Below are 21,663 nucleotides of genomic sequence, written 5' to 3' on the forward strand. Positions count from 1 at the left end.
GGCGCAGCCAAGATGCGCCAATTGTTAAAGGTCCTTTGCCGGCAATAAAATTTATTGTGGCGCGAGATTGCCTGAATCGCCTGCATTGGCGGGATTTTTTATAAGCCGCCAAATGAATGGGCGCGGTTACTGGCTGCGCACAGGTTTGCTGCGCTGCGTCAATCGGACTGACATGATTTTCTGACAGAAATCTCGCATCGGATCGCAGCGTGCGATCAGGGGGAAAGATGCGGGACAGGCTGGCCAGTTTGAAGACCTGGGCCCTTCGCGGGGCATCGGGCCTTCGTACCCGCTTTGCGCTGTTCGTCGTCTCGTTGTGCGCAGTGATGATTGTCATCATGGTCGGCACGGCCAGCTACCTCGACTATCGCGACGAAGAGGCCAAGTCGCTGGCCAATGTCCATTCGATCGCCAATACGGTCAGCCGTCTGGCGACACCCCAGCTGGCCAATCATCACTACCTCATTCTGGCGCAGGAACTGGAAAGCATTGCCGCAAGCGGAATGATCCGCATCGCCAAGGTTTATGATCCGAAGCGATCAGTCTTGATCGACTCCGATCCGGCCACCAGCCTGTTTGACCGCACGCCAATCGATCCCCTTCTGCTGCGCGCCATTGATACGCGGCAACCGCAGGAAGAGGTGCTTGAGGCAACGGCGCGGGTCGCGCTGCCGGTCTGGAGCCGCGACGGCCGTCTCGTTGTCGGTGCAGTGCTTGTCGCAGCCAGCCATCCGGAGCTCGACGAGATCCTCTCGCGCATCTGGCAGCGCAACGCGGCGGTCGCGGCCTTCCTGCTGCTGCTCGCAGTGCCGGTCGTGCTGAAGTTCGGCCGCGGTTTTCTCAATCCGATCCAGCAACTCACTCGCGTGGCGCATCAAATCAGCGCTGGCGACTTCAGTGCACGGTTTCCGACCGAGCGTATCGATGAAATCGGCGTTCTGGCACGGGCCTACTCGAACATGGTCGATGTGATCCGCTCCAACATGGAGCAGATCAACAAGCTGGCCTTCATGGACAGCGTGACCGGTCTGCCGAACCGCGAGTTCTTCCGGCAGCATTTCGAACGCTGGCGGCTTCTGACCGACGGTAGCCCGCGGCGCATGGCGGTGATGTTCATTGATCTTGACCGCTTCAAGCGGGTGAATGACAGCTTCGGCCATGACTACGGAGACCTTCTGCTTGGGCAGATCGCGCAGCGCTTCGAGGGACTGCTGCTTGGCGACCAGTCGGGCATGCGACCCGGAGCGATGGTGCACGGACCCTTGCGCCGGATGGCCCGCTTTGGCGGCGACGAGTTTGCCCTTGTCATGCCCCTCGGGGCATCCGGACTGGACGAGGCCAAGGCGCTGGCCGAACGGCTGATGCAGTCCGTCGAGGTGCCCTGTCTCGTCAACGGTCACGAGCTGTCTGTCGGGGCCAGCATTGGCATTGCCGTCTATCCTGACGATGGCGCTGATGTATCTGCGATCCTGAAGCACGCCGACATTGCCATGTATGCCGCCAAGGCCGCCGGGGGCAACGCGGTGCGGATCTTCAACCGAACCGACGGCGATGTGCAGGCGCGCGAAAGACTGCGCATGGAGACCGAACTGCGCATGGCACTGGCCAGCGACCAGATCACGGTGTTCTTCCAGCCTAAGATCGACTGCGCCAGTGGCAAGGTTACCGGGGCCGAGGTCCTGGCGCGTTGGAACCACCCGAAGCGTGGTCTGCTGACGCCTGGGGCCTTCATCGAGATCGCCGAGGAGACCGGGCTGATCCTGCGCCTGGGCGACAGGGTGCTGGAGCTGGCCTGCCGCCAGGGGCGTGAATGGATCGACATGGGGCATCCCCTGCCGCTCGCGGTCAACGTGTCCATGCGGCAATTGGAGTGGGCCGGCTATACGGACCGGGTTCTCGAGATCCTGTCCGAAACCGGTTTCCCGCCCGAAATGCTGGAATTGGAGCTGACGGAAACAGTCGCCATGGCTGATCCGGAACACGTGCGCCAGGCGACACAGCGGCTGCGCCGCGCGGGCATCCGGTTTGCGATGGATGACTTCGGAACCGGCTACTCGAGCCTTGCCCATCTGCAGAACCTGCCCTTCGACACGTTCAAGATCGACCGCTCCTTCATCGCAGGTGTGGGCGAGGAGGGCAGCCATAGACGCATTGTCGAGACGATCCTGGCGATGGCGCGCAGCCTCGACTACGAGGTCGTTGCCGAAGGGGTCGAGACAGAAGAGCAGCTGGCCTTCCTGCGTGCCGCAGGCTGCAAGACGGCCCAGGGCTACCTGTTCGGCATGCCAATGGCAGCGACAATGTTTGCCGCCTGGCGCAGGCCCTATCTCGTGGCCGCCGAGGGGCAACCGAGCAGCGTGCGACCTGTTCAGGCCCGGTCGGCGGCTGTCTGATCGAGCAGTGGTTTTGCGCGGACTGACACGGCATCGCGGAAGCTGCGGGCGCTCGTACGCGCCAGCAGGATCACCGGAACGAGGCCGACAAGAACGATGGTCAGTGCCGGCAGCGCTGCATCCTCGAAGGCCTCCCGTGAGGCGGCTTCAAACACGGTTGTCGCCAGCGTCTCGAAATTGAAGGGACGCAGCAGGATGGTTGCCGGCAACTCCTTCATGCAGTCGACAAAGGTGATGAGCAGCGCCGACAGCAGCACCGGCTTCAGCAGCGGCAAGTGGATCTCGGTCAGGATCCGGGTGGATCTGCGGCCGAGGGTGCGGGCGGCCATGTCGAGATGCGGCGAGATCTTGCCGAAACCATCTTCCACCTGCCCATGCGCAACGGCCAGGAACCTTGCCAGATAGGCATAGATCAGACCGGCTCCGGACCCCAGCAGCAGCAGCCCGGTGCCGAAGCCGAACATCTGCTTCATCAGTGCATCCAGCCCGTTGTCGAACCGGGCAAGCGGAATGAGGATGCCAACCGCGAGCACGGTGCCCGGCACGGCATAGCCGATGGCCGCGATCCGGGCGGCAAGGCGCAAGCCGGCAGATCTGCCCTCCGGCTGCCGCAGCCGCACCGCGTAGACGAGCACGACCGCGAGCGTCACGATCAGAACGCTGGCGGCGGTTGCCAGAAGGGCGCTGTTGCTGGCAGCCCGCAGGAAGGCCGGATCGGCAAGCACATCCAGCCGCCGCGTCGAGCGTTCGGCGAGGAGGCTGGCAGGAACGAGGAAGCCGAGGATCACCGGCAGGGCGCAGGCCAGGATGGCCGCACCTGCGCGCCAGCCGCGCAGCCGGTAGGGCGTCGGCGCATGCTGCTTGCCGCGCGCCTGATCGAAGCGCTGCCGCGCCCTTGCGCGGCGCTCGAGCGTCAACAGTCCAAACACGACCAGCAGCATGGCGCAGGCCAGCTGCGCGGCGCCTGCGAGATTGGACCGGTTGAGCCAGGTGTCATAGATCGAGAATGTCAGCGTCTTGACGCCGAAGAACGTGACCGCGCCGATGTCATTGAGACATTCCATCAGCGCGAGCGATACGCCCACCGCAATGGCCGGCCGGGACAGGGGCAGGGCGACGGTGAGGAACACGCGCAAGGGGCCGGCGCCGAGCGTGCGCGCCACATCCAGCGTGCCGGCGGACTGGAGCAGGAAACTCGCCCGGGCTGTCAGGTAGACATAAGGGTAGAGCACGGCGGACATGACGAAGATCGCGCCGCCGAGCGAGCGCAGCTCCGGAAACCAGTAATCGCGCGCGCTGGTAAAGCCGAACACGGCCCGGATCGCGACTTGCACCGGCCCGGAATACTGCAGCACCTCCACATAGGCGAAGGCGATGATGTAGGTCGGCACCGCCAGCGGCACGAGCAACGCCCAGTCGAACAGGCCACGGCCCGGAAAGCGGCACATGGTGACCAGCCATGCAGTGACAACGCCTGTCACAGCCGTCGCAAGACCTACGCCCAGCATCAGCAGGAACGTCGTGCGCAAGGCACCCGGAAGCACGGTGGACATGAGGTGGGTCCAGACGCCACCGGATGAGCCACTCGCCAGAACTGCAAGGGAGAGGAGCGGCAGCAGCACGACCGCCGCCGACGCCCAGGCGAGCGTCAGCCACAACGTATCGCCCGCCTGCCTGGAGCGGGCGGTCTTCGAACCCGGGACGGGGGAAGGGGAGCTGGCTTGGGTCATCGCCCTGTCATAAGCCCGCTGGTTGCCGCAAAAGCAAGTGGGCGCTGCAACGATCGTGCAGCGCCCACATTCAGATCACACCAAAAGCCAGATCAGCTGGCCGGACCTTCGTCGAAGCGGACCTTGTCGATCAGCTCGCTGGCGGCCTTGCGGTTCTTGGCAACCTCTGCCAGCGGCAGCGTGTCGGCCTTGAGGACACCGAAGGACTGCACCAGCTCGGACGGCTTCACGCCGTCGACGACCGGGTATTCGTGGTTCACTTCAGCATAGATTTCCTGGGCCTTTGCAGTGGTCAGGAACTCGATCAGCTTGACCGCATTGTCCTTGTTCGGGGCGTTCTTGGTCAGAACGACGCCGGACAGGTTCACGTGCGTGCCGCGGTCAGCAGCGTTCGGGAACAGGATGTTGGCCGAGGCAGCCCACTGCTTCTGTTCCGGTTCCTTCTCGTTGGTCATCATCGCACCCATGTAATAGGTGTTGCCCAGCGAGATGTCGCACTTGCCGTTCATGATGTCCTGGACCTGGCTGCGGTCGTTGCCGGACGGCTTGCGCGCAAGGTTGTCACGGACTGCGGTCAGCCACTTCTCGGTTGCCTCGGTGCCCTTGTTGGCGATCATCGAGGCGACGAGGCCGACGTTGTAGACGTGCTGGCCCGAACGGGTGCAGATCTTGCCCTTCCACTTCGGATCGGCGAGGTCTTCATAGGTGATGGCGGTGTCCTTCACGCGCTCCTTGGAGGCGTAGATCACGCGCCCGCGCATGGTCAGGCCCACCCACTGGCCTTCCGGATCACGGAATGCGGCCGGCACGTTCTTGGCGACAACGTCAGACACCACAGCCTGGGTGATCCCGGCCTGCTTGGCGCCGTCAAGGCGGCCGATGTCGATGGTCAACAGCACGTCGGCCGGGGAGTTCGCGCCTTCAGCAGCGATGCGCTCTTCGAGGCCTTCGTTTGCGAAAATCACATTGGCCTTGACGCCGGTCTCGGCGGTGAAGGCGTCCAGCAGCGGCTGGATCAGGGTCGGCTGGCGATAGGAATAGATGTTCACTTCACCGTCAGCGAGCGCAGCAGGAGCGGCAGCGACCACGAAGGTCGAGGCCAGCAGCGCGCGGCGGGCGAGGGAAGGAAACTTGTTGAACGCCATGATATCCTCCAGTCGTCGGGGGTAAAGGCCCCGGGGTTGCCGCCCTCATGTGGGACGACAGTACGGGCGGATATATGAGTGTTACGTTCCGGAAAGTCAAGAAATCATGAGAAATCAATAGTTTAGAATTATTCCAATCAAAATCTGAGTGTCAGCCCTATGTTTTTGCTCACTAGGCGTCCGGATCTGCTCCGTGGCGGCCGGGCAAAGGCACGCCGCCAGAGAGGATGTCGACCATCCAGTCCCGGTCGATGTTCTGCCCGCTGAGCACGATTCCTGCCGAGCGACCGGCGACGCGTTCCTTTTCCTGCATCAATGCGGCAAGCGCCGCAGCACCCGCGCCTTCGGCCAGGTTGTGCGTAGCCCGGTAGAGCAGGCGGGTCGCCCTGCCGATCTCCTGGTCGCTGACGCGCAGGACCCGTGCCGCGCCGCTGCGGATCACGGCCAGCGCATTGGGATCAGCAACGCGCACGGCCATGCCGTCGGCGAATGAGAAGGCCGCGCCCGTGTCCCGGATCTGTCCGGTCTCGAAGGCACGAGCATAGCCGTCAAACCGGTCGGAGACGACACCGACCACTTCCGTCTTCAGCCCAAGCGCGTCACGGGCAGAGATCATACCGCAGATGCCGGACCCCAGACCAATCGGCACATAGACGACATCCAGCGCCGGGAAGGCGCGCAGGAACTCGAGGGCATAGGTGGCCACGCCTGCAACGAGGTCCGCCTGGAAGGACGCAACGTAGGTCAGCCGACGCGCATGCTGCAGTTCGATCGCATGGGCCTTGGCGGCGTCAAAATCCTCGCCGAATTCGATCAGCTCCGCGCCAAGCGCGCGCATCGCGGCGTTCTTTTCGCTCGAGTTTCCGAGGGGCACGACAATGGTGCAGGAAAGCCCGAAGCGGCGCGCGGCAAAGGCTAGGCTCTGGCCGTGGTTGCCGCGGGTGGCAGAGATAACGCCGCTGCCAGCGGGGAGATGCTGGGCAAGGCGCGCAAGGTGAACCAGCCCACCGCGCACCTTGAAGGCACCGACGGGCGTGTGATTCTCGTGCTTCACCGCCACGTCCGCGCCAATCGCCTCTGACAGCAGCGGCCAGACAAACTGGGGCGTCGGCGACATGTGGGCATAGACGATGCGGGCGGCATCTTCGAGCGCGGCGAGGGTCAGCATGATCGGATCCGGAACTGGCGCAAGGGCAGGAGTGTTTGGCCAACCCTACCCCTGGTGCATAGCTGGCGAAAGGCCATTTCACGTCACATCAAGCTGGGCGATGGCAGCCTGCACGGGAAGCGTCACGATGGCGATGGCAGCATCGTCCGGTGACGTCGTGATGGAAAACCCGAGCGCGCCGCACATGGCCAACATGCTTGTGTTCTCCTTCAGCACTTCGCCCTTGATCGTCTCGATTCCGTCGACTTGGGCATAGCGGATGATCAGCTTCATCAGGGCCCAGCCGAGCCCGTGGCCCTTGAGATCTGACCGCACCATGACCGCATATTCCCCCGTCCGGTGGTCGGGATCGGCATGCAGCCGCACGACGCCGAGGAGCGCGCCCGTCTCCGTGTCGATGGCGGCCAGCGCCATGGCCCGGTCATAGTCAAGCTGGGTCAGGCGGGAGAGGAACTTGTGATTGAAGTCCTTCACGGGTGCAAAGAACCGCAGCCGCAGGTCGTCAGGCGACACCTGCTCGAAGAAGGTGCGGAACAAATCCTCGTCATCCGGCCGGACAGGACGGACGAAGACGGCCTGTCCATCCTTGAGGGTAAGCGTGTGTTCCCATTCGCTGGGATAGGGCGCAATGGCAAGGCGTGAGGTCCCGCTCCGGCCCGCGTTCCGAGCCGGCTCGCACAGCACCATGCGCGCATCGAGTGCCGTCACACCCTGAGGGCCAACCACCAGCGGATTGATGTCCAGTTCCTTCAGCTCGGGCAGGTCGATCGACATTTGCGACAGCTTGACCAGCGTCAGGGCCACGGCAGCGCGATCCTTTTCCGGCTGACCGCGATAGGCCTGGAACAGGCGCGACACGCGCGTGCGGCCTATCAGGCTGTCGGCAAGGTTGAGGTCAAGCGGCGGCAATTCATGGGCAACGTCAGCGGCGACCTCGACCGAAGTGCCGCCCTGACCGAACACCATGACGGGCCCGAACAGCGGCTCGTCGGCGATGCCGGTAAACACCTCAAGCCCCTGCCGCGCCTCCAGCATGGCCTGCACGGTAAAGCCGTTGATGCGGGCATCGGGATACTTCGCGCTGATCGCTGCCGTCATCTCATGCGCGGCCGACACGGCGGCCTCCGCCGAGGTGAGACGCAGCCGCAACCCGTCAATATCCGACTTGAACGGCAGGTCAGGCGACCAGACCTTCACCACCAGCGCCGCGTGCCGCTGCAACATTTCCTTGGCAAGGCTGCGGACGTGCTCCGCGTCCTGCGCCAGATGCGTCTCGATCATCGGAATGTCATAGGCCGCCAGAAGATCCGCGGTTTCTTGCGGGTCCAGCATCATGCGGCCTGCGCGCATGGCGGTCTGCAACAGAACGCGCGCCCGCGCCGGTTCCGGCGTGAAGTCGTCGGGCAGGCTTGGCGGTGCCGCCATCAACGCTTCCTGCGCCTCGGCGCTGCGCATGAGATGCAGCACGGCCCGCACCGCCTCGGCCGGGCTGGCAAAGACGGGCACGCGCGCTTCATCAAGAGCCGCGCGGGGCAAGGGGTCCTCGCCGATCAGGGCAGCAATCACGGTCTTGCGCCGGCCAAGCCGCTTCATGTCGGCCTTGGCCGCAGCCGCGATGGCACCTGCGATTTCCTCGGCCGGAATGAAAGGGTTTGGCGCGGCCAGCACCAGAACGCCGTCGGGCGCCGGGTCGGCCAGAATTGCGCCAATAGCGGCGCTAAAGGCTTCAGGTCCTGCCGCTTCCGGCAGGGTCAGTGGATTGCCCGGAGCCGAGCCGGGACGCCCGAGCGGGGCAAGGGCGGCAAGCGTCTCCTCCGACAGGCTCGCCATCGCGCCGCCGCCGTCAATGAGCCTGTCTGCGGCCAGTGTCGCGAGACTGCGGCCATTGGCAACGATGGCCAGTGTCCGGCACTGCGGCGCGCGTATGCGCGTCAGCGTCTCGACAGCCTCGAACATCTCGTCGAGGTCACCGACGCGCAGGATGCCGGCGCGGCGCAGGGCGCTTTCGAACACCGGATCGCGCTGCGTGACCTTGCCGGCATGGGTCTTGCCGGTGGCAAAGGCGTCGCGGCTGCGGCCGGTGCGCATCAGGACAATCGGCTTGCCGCGCGCGGCCGCACGGGCCGCCGACAGGAACTTGCGCGGATTGCTGAGGCTCTCGATATGCAACAGGATGGCACGGGTGCGCATGTCAGCGGCGAAATAGTCGATGAGATCGCCCACATCCACGTCAGAGCGCTGGCCGAGTGCGGCGATGCCGGAAAACCCGAGCTTGCGCGCCTTGGCCCATGTCACCGTGGCGTTGACGACCGCGCTGGACCTTGCAATCAGGGCGAGGTCGCCGGGCAGCGGCGCATCGCGCGTGACCAAAAGGTCAAGTTTGGCCTGCGGCGCGGCCAGTCCGATGCTGCCGGGTCCGATCAACCGCAGGCGCTGCGGCTGGGCGGCCTTGAGGCAGGCAGCCAGGGTCTCCGCCGGGAACAGGTCATATCCGGCAGCGGCAAACAGCACGGCGCGGGCACCGGCGATGCTGGCGGCGATGACCAGATCCTCGGCCTGCTCTGGCGGACCAAAGTAGACAACGAGATCCGGCGCGAAGGCCAGATCCTCAAGCTTGCCTGCCTTGTCGAATGCCGCAGGATCGACGCCGGAGGGAACGGGCAAGGCCACCAGGGCCTTGGGTCCCTTGAACCCGGCCTGAACGAGACGGCCCGCCAGATGCGCCAACAAGGCGTCTCCATGGCGGTTCGGTCCGACAAGGGCGATGCTCTTGGGCTGGAAGGCACCTTCCAGGTTGCGGATCGTCACGACGGGCCTCCATGAGCATGGCCTTGCCGTCCTTGCGAGCGGATGCGGACGACAGGGCGATGGTCAGCAGGTTCTAGCCGAATAGTGTTTCGATTGGATGATTGCCCATCCCACACGCCAAGCAGTGCGCAGGTCCGTCGCGCCGGTGACTGGCGCGACGGACAGGTCGGATCAGGCGATCAGTGGGCCATAAGGACCGGAACGGTCATGGCGGCCAGGATGTCGCGGGTCGCGCCACCGAACAGGAACTCGCGCACGCGGCTGTGGCCGTAGCCGCCCATCACCACCAGATCGTTGCCATTGTCGCTGACATAGTTGAGCAGCGTGTCGGCAACCGAGGTCTGCGGGTTGGTCACCACGTCAACGGTCACGTTCAGGCCGTGGCGGGCGAGATAGGTCGCCATGTCCGCGCCGGGCTCCCCGGCCATCTTGCGGCCCTTGTTGACGATCAGCACGGTCACCTTCTTGGCCATGGCGAGCATCGGCAGGGCTGCATGCACGGCCCGGGTTGCCGTCGGGCTGCCGTCCCAGGCGACGAGCGCGCTGTCCAGCTTCGGCGACGGCGCGCCGATGTAGGGCACCAGCAGCACCGGCACGCCGCTTTCAAACAGCGCGGTCTCGATCAGCAGTTCGCGCATGGGTTCCGGCTTGTCCGGGTTTTCCTGACCGATGACGATCAGGTCCGTCAGCCGGCAATGCCGCAGCACGGGCTCCATCGGTCCGCCGGTCATCAGTTCCGCGAGCCGGCCTTCGCTCTTGACGGCGCCAAGGCGGGCCAGCTCGTTGAAGGCGGCCAGCGACGCCTGCGCGGCGGCCAGAGCCTGCTGCCGGCTGGCCTCGATGAGGTCCGCCGGCAGGGGAGCTGCGGCGAAAGCCGGGACGACCGGCTCGAAGGCCAGTGCAAGACCGGTCACATGCGCGTCGCAGCGTCCTGCCAGGTCGATTGCATATTTGGCTGCCGTCTGGTCGCCGGCAAGATCGGTGATCGCCAGAATATCCTTCAAAGCCATGTGCTTCCTCCGTCCGTTGGGCTCCCCGTCGAGCCTGTCACATCCGACAATAGGTCCATTGTCGTGTCCAGACTTTGACGCGCATCAAGACGGAACGGATTCGGGCGGTGGATTCAGGCTGTGGCTTCAGGCCTTGGCGGCCTCCGCGGCAGCCCGGATCTCAGACAGCGAGGCTGCCGGCGTCAGCGCTTCCGGATCGATGAGCAGATGCAGCACCGACGGCTTGCCGCTGGCCTTGGCCCGGGCGAGGGCGGGCCCGAACTCCTCCGTCTCCCGCACCGTCTCGCCATGGGCGCCATAGGACCTGGCAAGTGCGGCGAAATCCGGATTGACCAGCTTCGTGCCGGAAGGACGGCCGGGATAATGCCGCTCCTGGTGCATGCGGATGGTGCCATACATGCCGTTGTCGATGACCAGCACGATCACAGCCGCATTTTCCTGCACAGCCGTGCCCAGCTCCTGCATGGTCATCTGGAAGCAGCCGTCGCCGGCAAAGCAGATGACGTTGCGCTCCGGGAAGGCGAGCTTCGCGGCAATGGCGCCGGGCAGGCCATAGCCCATCGAGCCGGACGTCGGTGCGGCCTGCGTGGCGAAGCGGCGGAAGCGGTGGAATCGGTGCAGCCAGGTTGCATAGTTGCCGGCGCCATTGGTGAAGATCGTGTCCGCGGCCATCTCGGCCTCGATGTGATCCATCACGCCGGCCATCTGCAGCGCACCCGGCGTCTGCGGCCGTGCGCCGGACCAGGCCAGATAGTCGGCATGGGCCTCGGCGGCCTGTCCGGCGTTCTTCGGCGCGGTCGGCGGCTGCAACCCCTCGACGGCCTTGCAGAAGCCGGTCGGCGCGGCATTGATCGGCAGGCTGGCGCGGTAAACGCGGCCAAGTTCCTCCGGGTCTGGATGCACATGCACCAGCTGCTGTGCCGGCTCGGGGATCGACAGCAGCGAATAGGACTGGCTCGGCATCTCGGACAGGCGGCCACCGACGAGCAGGATCAGGTCGCTCGACTTGATGCGTGCCAGCAGCTTCGGATTGGCGCCAATGCCGACATCGCCGGCGTAGTTCGGATGCAGGTTGTCGAACAGCATCTGGCGGCGGAAGGAACAGGCGACCGGCAGGTCGAAGCGCTCTGCAAAGCGGGTGAAGGCGGCCACCGCCTCCTCGGTCCAGCGGCTGCCGCCCAGAATGGCGATCGGGCGTTCGGCTGCCCACAGGCGCTTCTGCAGGTCGGCCATCTGGGTCAGGCCCGGATGGGTCTCCACCTGCCGCCAGGGCTGCGGCTGGCTCACCTCGGCAAGCTCCACCAGCATGTCTTCCGGCAGCGCCAGCACCACCGGACCGGGCCGGCCGGAGGTTGCGACGTGATAGGCGCGGGAGATGAACTCCGGCACCCGTTCGGCGTGGTCGATCTCGGCCACCCACTTGGCAATGCCGCCGAACATCTGCCGGTAGTCAACTTCCTGGAAGGCCTCGCGCTCGCGCATGCCGCGCTCGATCTGGCCGATGAAGAGAATCATCGGCGTCGAATCCTGCGCAGCCACATGCACGCCGGCGGAGGCATTTGTGGCGCCGGGTCCGCGCGTCACCATGCAGATGCCGGGACGACCGGTCAGCTTGCCATGCGCTTCCGCCATCATCGCCGCGCCGCCTTCCTGACGGCAGATGGTGATGGGAATGCGCGCATCATGCAGGGCGTCAAGAACGGCGAGATAGCTTTCGCCCGGCACGCAGAACACGCGCTCCGCGCCGTGGGTTTCAAGAGCCTCAACGAGGAGCTGGCCGCCGGTCTTCTGCGCCATGGTCTGGTTCTGCCTTCCGTCTGCGGCGTCCGCGAGCAGGACCGCCGTCGCACCCTGGTCCGGTCCTGCCGGCCCCGCCCGCGCGGCCATCGCAGCGGGCAAGGGGACCGGCATCCGGTCTGTCGGGGCCTCCTGTCGGACAGGATCCCCGCATCAGTCTGACCTATAGCGCAAGTCGGAGGGCGATGGCAGGGCGAACCGGCCCGGAACTGCACGGCTTTTTGCAATGACTTCAGTCAGAAACGGAATGAAGTCAGCGCCGGTTTCCCTGTTTCTGCAATCGTCAGACGGGCTGAACCGTGACCACCTGGAATGTGTGCAGGTCGCCGTCCTCGTCGCGGATCGAGACATACTCGCCCGGCTCGAAGGCGTGCGCCCCGAAGCGGTAGCCGGCCTCGTCGTCGTCATCGCCTTCGATGTCATAGCGGAAGGCCCAGGAGCCGCCAGGGCGGTGCATCAGGTGGCCGATTTCCTCTTCCTCGCTGCCCCAGAAACGCCGGACGCGGCAATGGTCACGCAGTTTCTTCCAGGCAGCCGCGTCGATATGAGCCGTCTCATCAAGCGGTGCGACGAATTCATAGCCGTGCTGCGACGAGCCGTTCGGATGCTCCTTCGTCCGGGCAAGATTGAGGCGTATCTTCTTCAGGCCAAGGCCGCTGCTCATGGGTGTGTCCCTCCATGCTGCCGACCCTTTGCCGACAGTCTTGTCCTGTTCACAGTGTCACAAGTCTGTCGCCTGACATTGAGAAAGGTCAATTCGCCCCCGTCCGGCTCGGCACAGTCTGAAACCGGGGCCAGACGCGGAGGAACCCAATGCAGACGGGCACAGACCAGACTACAGATCAGCAAGCGGGGGGACAGCAGCCAGCGCTTGCCGTGCTCGACGCGCTGGTGGCCGCAGCGCCGGGCGCGCGGCGCATCGACACGCATGCCAACATCGTGTTCCTGATCGGCGCCGACGCCTACAAGATGAAACGGGCCGTGCGCTTTCCGTTTCTCGATTATTCAACGCTCGAGCTGCGGCGCAAGGCCGTGTCCGCTGAGCTGCGCCGCAATCGCCTCTTTGCGCCGGGGCTCTATCTCGGCGAGACCGCCATCTTCCAGTCTGCGGCGGGCGCGTTGACACTGGGCGGCGAGGGAACCCCGGTTGAACCGCTGGTGCACATGCGCCGGTTCGACGAGACCCAGACGCTGGATCGCCTTGCCCTGGCCGGACCACTTCCGGAACCATTGCTGGACCAACTGGCCGCAACACTTGCCGGCGCGCATACGGGTGCGGGGATCCGTCCGGCCGGCCCTTGGCTTGCCGACCTTGCCAGCTACATCGAGCAGAACGACGCGGCCTTTCGCAACTTCCCGGAGCTGTTTCCGAAGAGTGAAGTTGTTGCCCTTGGGTCGGCCGCGCGTGCTGCACACGGCCGGCTCAGCGAACTGATCCTTGCCCGGGGGCGGCAGGGGTTGATCCGGCTTGCCCATGGCGATGCGCATCTTGCCAATGTCGCCATTGTGGACGGGGCGCCGCTTCTCTTTGATGCCATCGAGTTCGACGACGCCGTCGCCACCGGTGACGTGCTGTATGATCTGGCGTTCGCCCTGATGGATCTGGTCGAGCGCGGTCAGCCGGCGGGGGCCTGCCGTCTCCTCAACCGCTATCTGGATCTCTCACCGCTGCCAGGGGGCGAAGCCGGGCTTGCCGCGCTGCCCTTCTACATCTCGATGCGGGCTGCGATCCGCGCCAAGATTGCCGCGTCGAGCATCGCCGCCCAGCGATGCGAAACGGCTGCCGAGGGGCAGCGCCGGGCGGCGCAGGCCTATTTTGCGCTTGCCAGGCAGGCGCTTGAACCGGCGACACCGCGTCTTGTCGCCGTCGGGGGACTGTCCGGCTCCGGCAAGTCGACGGTGGCGCGGGCGTTGGCCCCCCACCTTGCGCCCTTGCCGGGCGCGCGGGTGCTGCGCTCCGACATCGAACGCAAGCGTGGCCTGGGGATCGCCGAAACCGAGCCCGCCCCGCCGGAGGCCTACACCCAGGCCGCCAGCGATGCGGTCTATGCGGTCCTGGTCGACAAGGCGCGTGCCGCCCTTGCAGCCGGTCATTCGGTGATCCTGGATGCCGTCTACGCCAAGCCGGGCGAGCGGGAGGAGGTGGCGGCTCTGGCGGCCGCGCTGGAGCTGTCCTTTTCCGGGTTCTGGCTGGAAGCTGACCCGCAGATCCTTGCCGCCCGTGTTGCCGCCCGCAAGGGCGATGCCTCCGACGCGACAGCAGCCATCGTGGCGCGCCAGCTGACCTATGACATCGGTCCGCTGAACTGGAGGCGCATCGAGACCGGCGCAGACGCGGCGGCGTCGCTGGCGGCTGTCAGGGACGCTCTGGACGGGGTCTAGAGCCCGGCCGCCCGCGCGGCGGCGGCGGCCGCGACGCCGAAGAACACGGCGATAATATCCTTGCGCAGAACCGCCATTCCGGCGGCTGCAACCGCAAGGCAAAGGGCCGCCGGCAGGCCGCCCTTCAGTGCGATCGGCAGGATGGTGGAGACGATGATGGCGCCGGGCAGGGACTCCAGCCCGCGCCGCACGCGCGGGGTCAGCGGCACCCGGCCCATGATCCAGTAGCCGCCCGCCCGCATGGAATAGGTCGCCGCCGTCATGGCCAGCACGGTGAGGAAAAACAGGCCGTCGATGGTCCAGGCACTCTCAGCCACGGGCCGGCTCCTTCGGTTCCGGGTCGTCGATGAAGGCCCCGGCCACTGCGCCGGCGATGGCTCCGGTCAGCACGAACCAGTAGCCACCGATCAGCTGCCAGCTGGCCACCGCGACAACCGCCGCGACCAGCCAGCTCAGCGTCTGCCGCCGACCTTTCCAGATCGGTACCAGCATGGTGATGAACAGCGCCGGCATGACGAGATCCAGCCCCCATTTCTGGGGTTCGGCAAAGAGCTGCCCGAGGTAGTAGCCCGGCACCACCGAAACGGTCCAGAGCAGCCACAGCAGGATGCCGCTGCCGAAATAGACACCCCAGTCGCGCCCGCCCTCGGCGTGGTAACGCAGGGCCAGCAGCCAGTTCATGTCGGTCAGGAAATAGAGGCCAGGATAGACCTGCCAGGCCGGTGACTGGCCGAGCCAGGGACGCAACGAGGCCCCCAGCAGCAACATACGCAGGTTCACCGCCGCCGCGATGCCCGTCATGGCAATCAGCACGGTGGGAGTTACGGGATCGCGGTACAGCTCCATGGCGACAAACTGCGACGCCCCGGCAAAGACGAAGGAATTGATCAGCATCGTCTCGGCAATCGTCAGCCCTTTCTGGGCGCAGACGGTGCCAAACACGGCGGCAAAGGTGATGATGCCCGGCACGAGCGGCACGGTAAGCCGCGCCCCCAGCCACATGCCTTCGGCGGTAATCGGTGCCCGTCCTCCCATCAGCCGAACACACCCCAGATCATGCGCGCGCCGGTAAAGAACAGGAAGGCGGCGAACACCAGCCGCAGTTTGGCTGGCGGCAGCGTGTGCGCCAGCTTGGCGCCAATGGGGGCGGAATAGACCGAGGTCGGGACGATCAGCAGGAAGGCGACCAGGTTGACATAACCGAGCGAGAACGGCGGCAGATCCGGATTGCCCCAGCCGTAGACCATGGCCAGCAGCGCGCCCGGCACGGCAATGATCAGGCCGATGGCGGACGCGGTGCCGACGGCCTGGCGGATCGGATAGGAAAACAGGGTCAGGATCGGCACGCCGAGGGTGCCGCCGCCGATGCCCATCATCACCGAGATACCGCCGATGATGAAGCCAAGCAGCTCACGCAAGGGCGCGCCCGGCAGACTGTCGGCAATCCCGGTGCCTTCCTTGCGCAGCACCATGTTGAGGGCGACCAGCAGGGCAACCGTGCCGAAGATCAGCGTCAGCATGCCACCCGAGACGTTGCCGGCCAGGACGCCGCCCGCAACCGTGCCTGCCATGATCGGCAGCCACCAGCGCTTCAACAGGTCCTTGTCGACGCTGCCACGCTTCATGTGCGCCCGCGCCGAGGAGGCTCCGGTGACGATGATCGTGGCCAGCGAGGTGCCGACGGCCAGATGCATGGCGACGTTTTCGCTGACGCCGATCAGCGGCAGCACATAATAGAACACCGGCACGATGACGATGCCGCCGCCAACGCCGAGAAGGCCGGCGATGATGCCTGTGACAAAGCCGGTGGCAAGCAGCGAGCCGGCAAGCAGCGCCAGCGTTGCAATGGATAGATCGTCCATGAAGACCCCGAACGGCCTTGGCCTGACCAGCGTGCAGCCCGCATCCGATGCGGGAGGCCACGCCGGTTCGCGCTGGCCGGAATGCAATTGTTGTTCCCCTTTGAGCACAGACGACCGTCAGTCGCCAGACGCACACACATCCGGACCGACGAAGGTCTATGCTCTCACTCCGCTCACACCGCCCGCGCGTCCGGGGCAGACGGATCACGGCACGGCAGATGGAAGGTCAGACCACTATACGTGGCTGCTCCCGTTTGGCCAGATCCGTTTGGTGCTGGTGAAGGCGTTTTTCCGTCAGGGCGAAGATCACGTTGCATGCAATAGTTCAGCTCGAGGCGAAAACCTTGCGTGGACTGACGATGAGTGTAGTCAAGAAGAGATGGTACAGACGGGTGGATTCGAACCACCGACCTTCGGAGCCACAATCCGACGCTCTAACCAACTGAGCTACGTCTGCACGGGGCGGCAAGGCGGCTGAGGCCTTGCGAAGTGGCGCGGAACATACTTTGCAGTCGTTCCCTTTGCAAGGGGGTATCTATCCGAGGCGGCCTGCGATCTCAAGCGCCATTTCACGTCACGCACAAAAAGATCAACAGGCGAATGAGTTCAAGGGCATAGACCGGGCCGGCGTGGTTGCCGGCCCGGTGTCTCGAGTTAGGTCCTCATTCCGCCAGCACGCGCTGCGGCGGGAAGGTGATCTCCACCAGCGTGCCCTGGTCCGGTACGCTGTCGATCTTGAAGCCGGCGCGGTTGGCCTCCACCAGCGCCTTGGTCAGCGGCAGGCCGAGGCCGGTGCCGCCGCCGTGACGGGCGGTGTGCACCTGGCGGAACGGTTCCAGCGCGGCGGCCAGATCCTTGGCATTCATGCCCGTGCCCGTGTCCCGCACGCGCAGCACGACCTCGCCCGACGGCTCCAGCGCCGTTGAGACGATCACCTGACCGCCCGACTTGTTGAACTTGATCGCGTTGGACAGGAGGTTCAGCACGATCTGGCGCAGCGAGCGCAGGTCCGCCACCACATTGGGCACGGTGCCGGGCAGGCTGGCGCGGATGATCACCCGCTCGCGGTTGGCCTGGGGCTGCATCAGGGCCACGCATTCGCGCACGATGTCATTGGCCGACACGGCCTCGAAAGTCAGGTCCATCTTGCCCGCCTCGATCTTCGACAAGTCGAGCAAGTCATTGATCAGGCTCATGATATGCGAGCCGGAGGTGCGGATGTCCTTGAGATATTCCTTGTAACGCTCGTTGCCGATGGCGCCGAAGCGCTCCTCGATCATCACTTCCGAGAAGCCGATGATGGCGTTGAGCGGCGTGCGGATCTCGTGGCTGATCTTTGCGAGGAAATCGGACTTCTGCGAGCTGGCGTTCTCCGCCTGCCGCTTGGCCTTGGTCAGTTCCTCTTCTGCCGCCTTCCACTGGGTGATGTCGCGCAGCACGGCGCAGAACTTCAGCCCCTCGCCGGAGCCGAGACGGCCAATGGTCATGAACAGCGGGATCAGCCCGCCGGACGACACCTGGCCGATCACCTCGCGGCCATCGTTGAGCACGCTGGCCACGCCATTGCGGGCGAGACCGTCGAGATAATCCATCGCCGAGCGGTGGCTTTCCTGGGCCAGGAACTCTGTCAGTGGCGCGCCGACGAGGTCGGACCGGGCGGCGCCGAACAGCGCCTCCGCCGAGCCATTGGCCTTCAGGATCGTCCCGAACCGGTCGAGCAACAGCACGCCGTCCGTCGCAGTCTCCAGGATCGTGTCCATCTCGGCGATCTGCTCGCGCGCCAATGACAGGGCAAGGTCTGTATCAGCAGAGCGGCCGGACGGTTGCGGTATCTCCACGGGCTGGGGCTGTGCCGGAACGGTGGCCGCCGGTGCCGTGACCCGCTCGACGATCGAGACCATCAATCCGCGCCCGCCGTTCCAGGGCACCGTGTGCATGCGGGCATCGACGGGCGACAGGCGGCCATTGGCGCGGCGAAGCAGCATGGCCTCGTCAATGGTGCCTTCCAGCCGGTCGCCGGGCATGTGCTCAGGATCAACGAAGATCGCCTCGAAGCCGCCGGCCTCTTCCAGCGCCTCGATATGGGGGTAGCCGAGCAGCGCCAGCAGTGTCTCGTTGGCGTAAAGCACCTCGCGGTCGCGCACGATGCCGATGCCGATCGGCAGACGGTCCAGCAGGCGCGGGTCGATCGGTTCTGCCGGCGGTGCAACCGGGCGCTGAGGTTCTACGGGCGGTGCCGGCTGGGCGGAAATTGCCGCGGCCGCATCGTCCTCTTCTTCCTCGAAGTCCCCCTCAAGCCTTGCCCCAAGCGCCTCGGCAATCTTGCGGAACGCGGCGCGCTCGGGCTTGGTCAGACGCGAGGTGTCGACGGGCACCATGCGCGGAACGCGGATACCGCCCGGTGCCGTGAAGGGCACGACACGGCTTTCGGACTTGCTCTCCGGGACTGGATCAGCGGCCGGCTGCAGCGCGTCCGTCACCGGCGCGGCCGGTGTTTCTGCCTCAGGTTCAAACTCAGTGCTTGGCGCGTCTTCAGACGCAGGCTGCAGCTCGGGATGGATATCATCCTCAAGTGATTGAGGCGCACTGTCCGTGTTTGCCTCGGACAGCGTTTCGGTATGCGCGGGCTCGGCGGCATCCGCCTCGACCAGCACGGCGTCTTCAGCGGCCGGAGCGACATGGGCTTCTGCCTCATCACGAACTGCGTCTTCCACGACGGCCAAGGCTTCCTCTGCCGCTGGCAGTGCTTCGCTGTCCCCGGTCCTTTCGGCCGCTGTGAGGGCAATCTCTTCGATCTGCGGGCCGGCGGCGGCGAGCGCCGAAACGAGCGCCTGGGCGGGATCGTCCTGCGGCTCCGGCGTGGCCGGCACAGGCGCGGCTGCTACCGGGGCAGTTTCAACGCCGGGCTGCTCGATCCGTGCCGGCGCCGGTTCTGCCGGAGGGGTCTCGCGATAGGCGCGCACGGGGGCAGCCTCGGCGGCCTTGCGGGCCGCGCGCCGCTCCAGCACGGCGTCGAACTCGCGCGCCAGGGTGCGAACGGCCTTCTCGATTTCCTTCGGCGGCAAAGGTCTGGTGCTGTCGATGCCGGCCAGCGTGTCGTCCTTACGCGCTGCCGGCGCTTCGAACAGATCGGCTGTCGTTGACGGCTGCGGCACCAGATCCTGCTCCAGGTCCTTTACCGGTGTCGGCGCTGCCTTCAAGTCCGCGATCCATTCGGAGGCTGGTGCCGGCAACACAGCCTCGCTCTCCGGTTCGGCCGGCGTCAACTCAACGGGGTTGACCGGCTCTGACAGGGTGTCGGCTGCGGACAGGGAAGGTGCCGTTTCGCCTAGTTCGTCGGCGACAGGCGCGCTCGCCAGCGTTGGCTCGGCGACAAGCGAGAGCGTCTCGGCGTGGTTCGCATCGTCATCCGCCGTGGTCGCAGTCGCTTCGCCTTCGCTGACGGCAAGCGCAAGGGCAGTGGCGCCCGCAGGCACTTCGCCCACGACGTCGACGATCACGTCCGCCAGCGTCGTCTCAGGGGCGGAATCGGGCACAGTTGCGACGGTTCCAGCAGCCAAAGCGTCCGCTTCGGCTGGCGCGGCTTCCATTTCGCTACCGGGAACAACCGGTGCCGCCAGGGTCTCCAACGGCTCAGCGCCGGCCGGCTCAGGCGTCAACTCCTCCTGTGCCTCAAGGGCTGCAATTTCCTCGTCTTCCAGAGCGTCAGCCGGCCGCAACACGCCGAAGCCGCGATAGCCTTCAAAGACGCGGCGGCGGTCAAAGGCCGGCAGGGCGGCCATGTCCACCGGAACCCTGAGGCCCGAGCCGGGCACGGGCCAGTCCACGGTCTTGCCGCTCCAGGTATCGCGGCGCGACAGGGCCCGTGCGATGCTGCCGCGCGGATCCAGCCCGAAGCGGGCGGCCACTTCGGCCCAGGTCATGCCAACAATGTCGGCGGCCCGGCTGCCAAGCACATCGGCAAATTCCGGCGACAGGAACGTGAAGCGCTGGTCGACATCCATCTTCCAGGCGAATCGAACCGGACGGTCACGCAGGGCAAAGCTGCCAGCGGTGGCGTCGACCTCGGAGCTGGTGTCGCCCGACGGCGTCGCCGGTGTCTGATCTAGGGGAGAGGCCGCCGCCTCGGAAGTGCTGGCGCCTGAGACCGGGTCCAGCGGCTGCGGGGCCGCGATGTCGGACGGGATGTCGACATGGGCCGTCGTCACCTCCGCGGTGGTGTCCTGCACGGTCACCGAAACGTCCGCATCGTCTGCTGCCTCCGGCAGATCTGCAGCCGTTTCCACAAGGCTGACGGTTTCGGCCGGGGTCAGCGCCTCGGCCTCAGCGGCAGCGCTGGGTTCCGGCTCGATGAACTCCTCGGCCGGTTCTTCGTCGACGATCATCAGATGGCGCGCGGTGCCGAGCGGCAGGCGGATCAGATTGTGGGCACGACCGGCGACCTGCACGAGGTCTTCCTGCGGCGGAATGACGGCGGGCAGGGCATTCGCATCCGCGCCGTCACGGGCGACGAGCTGGCCGGCGGCGTCGCTGAGCGCGAGTGTCATGCCGGGGGCTCCGGCGGCGATCAGCGCCAGAAACTCTGCGTCGGGTCTGGACGTCTGAACGGGCCCATCCGCGGCCATGATGAGTGCGGCGCTTTCTCCGGTGCCAAGCACAAGCCGGCGGCACTGGCAGGTGAACAGGACAACCTTCAGTCCCTTGTAGAAGCGCAGCCGTTCAAGGCTCGGCCGATCCACTGGACCAGTTGTTGCGATGCGGGCAAGATGCGGACGTGCCTGCGCCCGGTCTAGACCGGACAGACTTGCCAGCGCCTGGGGCGACCTTGCATCAAAGAAGGCGGCGCCAGCAGCGTTGGCCCACAGCACGCGGTCGCCAGTGGCATTCCACAGCCACGCCGGGCGCTCAGCAACGATCAGCGGAGCAAGTTCGGCATGGGCGCTGAGCGCCAGGAAAGTCGTCAGGTGCTGGTCCATCGGGTTCCCTCTGCGGTGCCGCAATTCCGAAACCCCCTCGAGCCGATCTGGCGCGGCTGCTGGCGGGGCGTCTCGCCGGACATCACAACTGCCGTTGGCAGCGGTCAATCCGGTAAACATCAAGTTAATACCGTCAAAGCCCGAGGGCGTCCATGACTGGGGAGCCCTTGCCAGACCGCGCCTTGCCTTGTGGTTAATCCCAAAGGGTTTTTTCTAATCAATCGGACCTTTGTGCCCGTTGTTCGGCAGAGCTTGCCAGAAGCTTTCACGCTGCCGCGACGGTAGGGTTCATCCTGGTCGATTGCCGAGGGGAAGACCCCATGCTACCAATTTTGACAAGGCAACTGCCGCGTGCGCGGGCTGGCTGTCATGGTCAGGTCATCCCTTGCGTG

At 65.6% G+C, this 21,663-nt stretch carries 13 protein-coding genes and 1 tRNA gene; 2 read left to right on the top strand and 12 right to left on the bottom strand.

The features are described 5' to 3' along the window. The first annotated feature begins 227 nt into the window (after nucleotides 1-227). The gene (locus OVA12_RS18180; protein ID WP_268139797.1) at nucleotides 228-2,393 is read left to right on the top strand and encodes a putative bifunctional diguanylate cyclase/phosphodiesterase; all 2,166 of its coding nucleotides are present in this window, start codon (nucleotides 228-230) and stop codon (nucleotides 2,391-2,393) included. Here OVA12_RS18180 and OVA12_RS18185 read toward each other — a convergent pair. From OVA12_RS18185 to OVA12_RS18215, 7 genes are all read right to left on the bottom strand, one after another. Continuing rightward, nucleotides 2,369-4,123, bottom strand: coding sequence for an ABC transporter permease (locus tag OVA12_RS18185; RefSeq protein WP_268139799.1), 1,755 nt, complete (start codon nucleotides 4,121-4,123; stop codon nucleotides 2,369-2,371). The genes OVA12_RS18180 and OVA12_RS18185 overlap by 25 nt on opposite strands. A 92-nt stretch (nucleotides 4,124-4,215) precedes the next feature. Beyond that, nucleotides 4,216-5,268 carry a Fe(3+) ABC transporter substrate-binding protein gene (locus OVA12_RS18190; RefSeq protein ID WP_268139801.1) on the bottom strand — a complete coding sequence of 351 codons (1,053 nt, stop codon included), beginning with the start codon at nucleotides 5,266-5,268 and terminating at the stop codon, nucleotides 4,216-4,218. A 172-nt stretch (nucleotides 5,269-5,440) separates the two neighbouring features. Beyond that, complete coding sequence (locus OVA12_RS18195) at nucleotides 5,441-6,436, bottom strand: threonine dehydratase (RefSeq protein WP_268139803.1); 996 nt, start codon at nucleotides 6,434-6,436, stop codon at nucleotides 5,441-5,443. Between the two features lie 78 nt (nucleotides 6,437-6,514). Beyond that, entirely contained in the window at nucleotides 6,515-9,244 is a 2,730-nt protein-coding gene (locus tag OVA12_RS18200; protein ID WP_268139805.1) for a bifunctional acetate--CoA ligase family protein/GNAT family N-acetyltransferase, read from the bottom strand. 179 nt (nucleotides 9,245-9,423) lie between these two features. After that, nucleotides 9,424-10,254, bottom strand: a complete 831-nt coding sequence (locus tag OVA12_RS18205) for a universal stress protein (protein WP_268139807.1) — start codon at nucleotides 10,252-10,254, stop codon at nucleotides 9,424-9,426. 126 nt (nucleotides 10,255-10,380) lie between these two features. Beyond that, nucleotides 10,381-12,051, bottom strand: coding sequence for a thiamine pyrophosphate-binding protein (locus OVA12_RS18210; RefSeq protein ID WP_268139809.1), 1,671 nt, complete (start codon nucleotides 12,049-12,051; stop codon nucleotides 10,381-10,383). A gap of 283 nt (nucleotides 12,052-12,334) precedes the next feature. After that, nucleotides 12,335-12,715, bottom strand: a complete 381-nt coding sequence (locus OVA12_RS18215) for a hypothetical protein (protein ID WP_268139811.1) — start codon at nucleotides 12,713-12,715, stop codon at nucleotides 12,335-12,337. A gap of 149 nt (nucleotides 12,716-12,864) precedes the next feature. Between OVA12_RS18215 and OVA12_RS18220 the strand changes: the two genes are divergently transcribed. After that, entirely contained in the window at nucleotides 12,865-14,433 is a 1,569-nt protein-coding gene (locus OVA12_RS18220) for a bifunctional aminoglycoside phosphotransferase/ATP-binding protein (RefSeq protein WP_268139813.1), read from the top strand. On the opposite strand, the gene OVA12_RS18225 is transcribed toward OVA12_RS18220, so the two are convergent. From OVA12_RS18225 to OVA12_RS18245, 5 genes are all read right to left on the bottom strand, one after another. Beyond that, nucleotides 14,430-14,750 (bottom strand): AzlD family protein, encoded by a 321-nt coding sequence (locus OVA12_RS18225; protein WP_268139815.1) that lies wholly within the window; start codon nucleotides 14,748-14,750, stop codon nucleotides 14,430-14,432. The genes OVA12_RS18220 and OVA12_RS18225 overlap by 4 nt on opposite strands. Next, nucleotides 14,743-15,468: an AzlC family ABC transporter permease gene (locus OVA12_RS18230; protein WP_268139817.1), complete on the bottom strand. Its 726-nt coding sequence runs from the start codon at nucleotides 15,466-15,468 to the stop codon at nucleotides 14,743-14,745. The genes OVA12_RS18225 and OVA12_RS18230 overlap by 8 nt, the downstream gene beginning before the upstream one ends. Beyond that, entirely contained in the window at nucleotides 15,468-16,295 is an 828-nt protein-coding gene (locus OVA12_RS18235) for a sulfite exporter TauE/SafE family protein (protein WP_268139819.1), read from the bottom strand. Before OVA12_RS18235 ends, OVA12_RS18230 begins: the two co-directional genes overlap by 1 nt. 380 nt (nucleotides 16,296-16,675) lie before the next feature. Beyond that, nucleotides 16,676-16,752 (bottom strand) — tRNA-His (locus tag OVA12_RS18240). Nucleotides 16,753-16,957: 205 nt separating this feature from the next. Then, nucleotides 16,958-21,271, bottom strand: coding sequence for a PAS domain-containing sensor histidine kinase (locus tag OVA12_RS18245; RefSeq protein WP_268139821.1), 4,314 nt, complete (start codon nucleotides 21,269-21,271; stop codon nucleotides 16,958-16,960). Nucleotides 21,272-21,663 lie beyond the last annotated feature (392 nt).

Source organism: Pannonibacter sp. SL95 (genome assembly GCF_026672425.1).
In the GTDB taxonomy this organism is placed as follows: domain Bacteria; phylum Pseudomonadota; class Alphaproteobacteria; order Rhizobiales; family Stappiaceae; genus Pannonibacter.

Excerpts from the sequence above, each read along its gene's own strand:
- OVA12_RS18215 (WP_268139811.1), bottom strand. The coding sequence starts at position 12,715 with ATGAGCAGCGGCCTTGGCCTGAAGAAGATACGCCTCAATCTTGCCCGG.
- OVA12_RS18180 (WP_268139797.1), top strand. The coding sequence starts at position 228 with ATGCGGGACAGGCTGGCCAGTTTGAAGACCTGGGCCCTTCGCGGGGCA.
- OVA12_RS18230 (WP_268139817.1), bottom strand. The coding sequence starts at position 15,468 with ATGGGAGGACGGGCACCGATTACCGCCGAAGGCATGTGGCTGGGGGCG.
- OVA12_RS18195 (WP_268139803.1), bottom strand. The coding sequence starts at position 6,436 with ATGCTGACCCTCGCCGCGCTCGAAGATGCCGCCCGCATCGTCTATGCC.
- OVA12_RS18185 (WP_268139799.1), bottom strand. The coding sequence starts at position 4,123 with ATGACCCAAGCCAGCTCCCCTTCCCCCGTCCCGGGTTCGAAGACCGCC.
- OVA12_RS18220 (WP_268139813.1), top strand. The coding sequence starts at position 12,865 with ATGCAGACGGGCACAGACCAGACTACAGATCAGCAAGCGGGGGGACAG.
- OVA12_RS18210 (WP_268139809.1), bottom strand. The coding sequence starts at position 12,051 with ATGGCGCAGAAGACCGGCGGCCAGCTCCTCGTTGAGGCTCTTGAAACC.
- OVA12_RS18245 (WP_268139821.1), bottom strand. The coding sequence starts at position 21,271 with ATGGACCAGCACCTGACGACTTTCCTGGCGCTCAGCGCCCATGCCGAA.
- OVA12_RS18235 (WP_268139819.1), bottom strand. The coding sequence starts at position 16,295 with ATGGACGATCTATCCATTGCAACGCTGGCGCTGCTTGCCGGCTCGCTG.
- OVA12_RS18190 (WP_268139801.1), bottom strand. The coding sequence starts at position 5,268 with ATGGCGTTCAACAAGTTTCCTTCCCTCGCCCGCCGCGCGCTGCTGGCC.
- OVA12_RS18205 (WP_268139807.1), bottom strand. The coding sequence starts at position 10,254 with ATGGCTTTGAAGGATATTCTGGCGATCACCGATCTTGCCGGCGACCAG.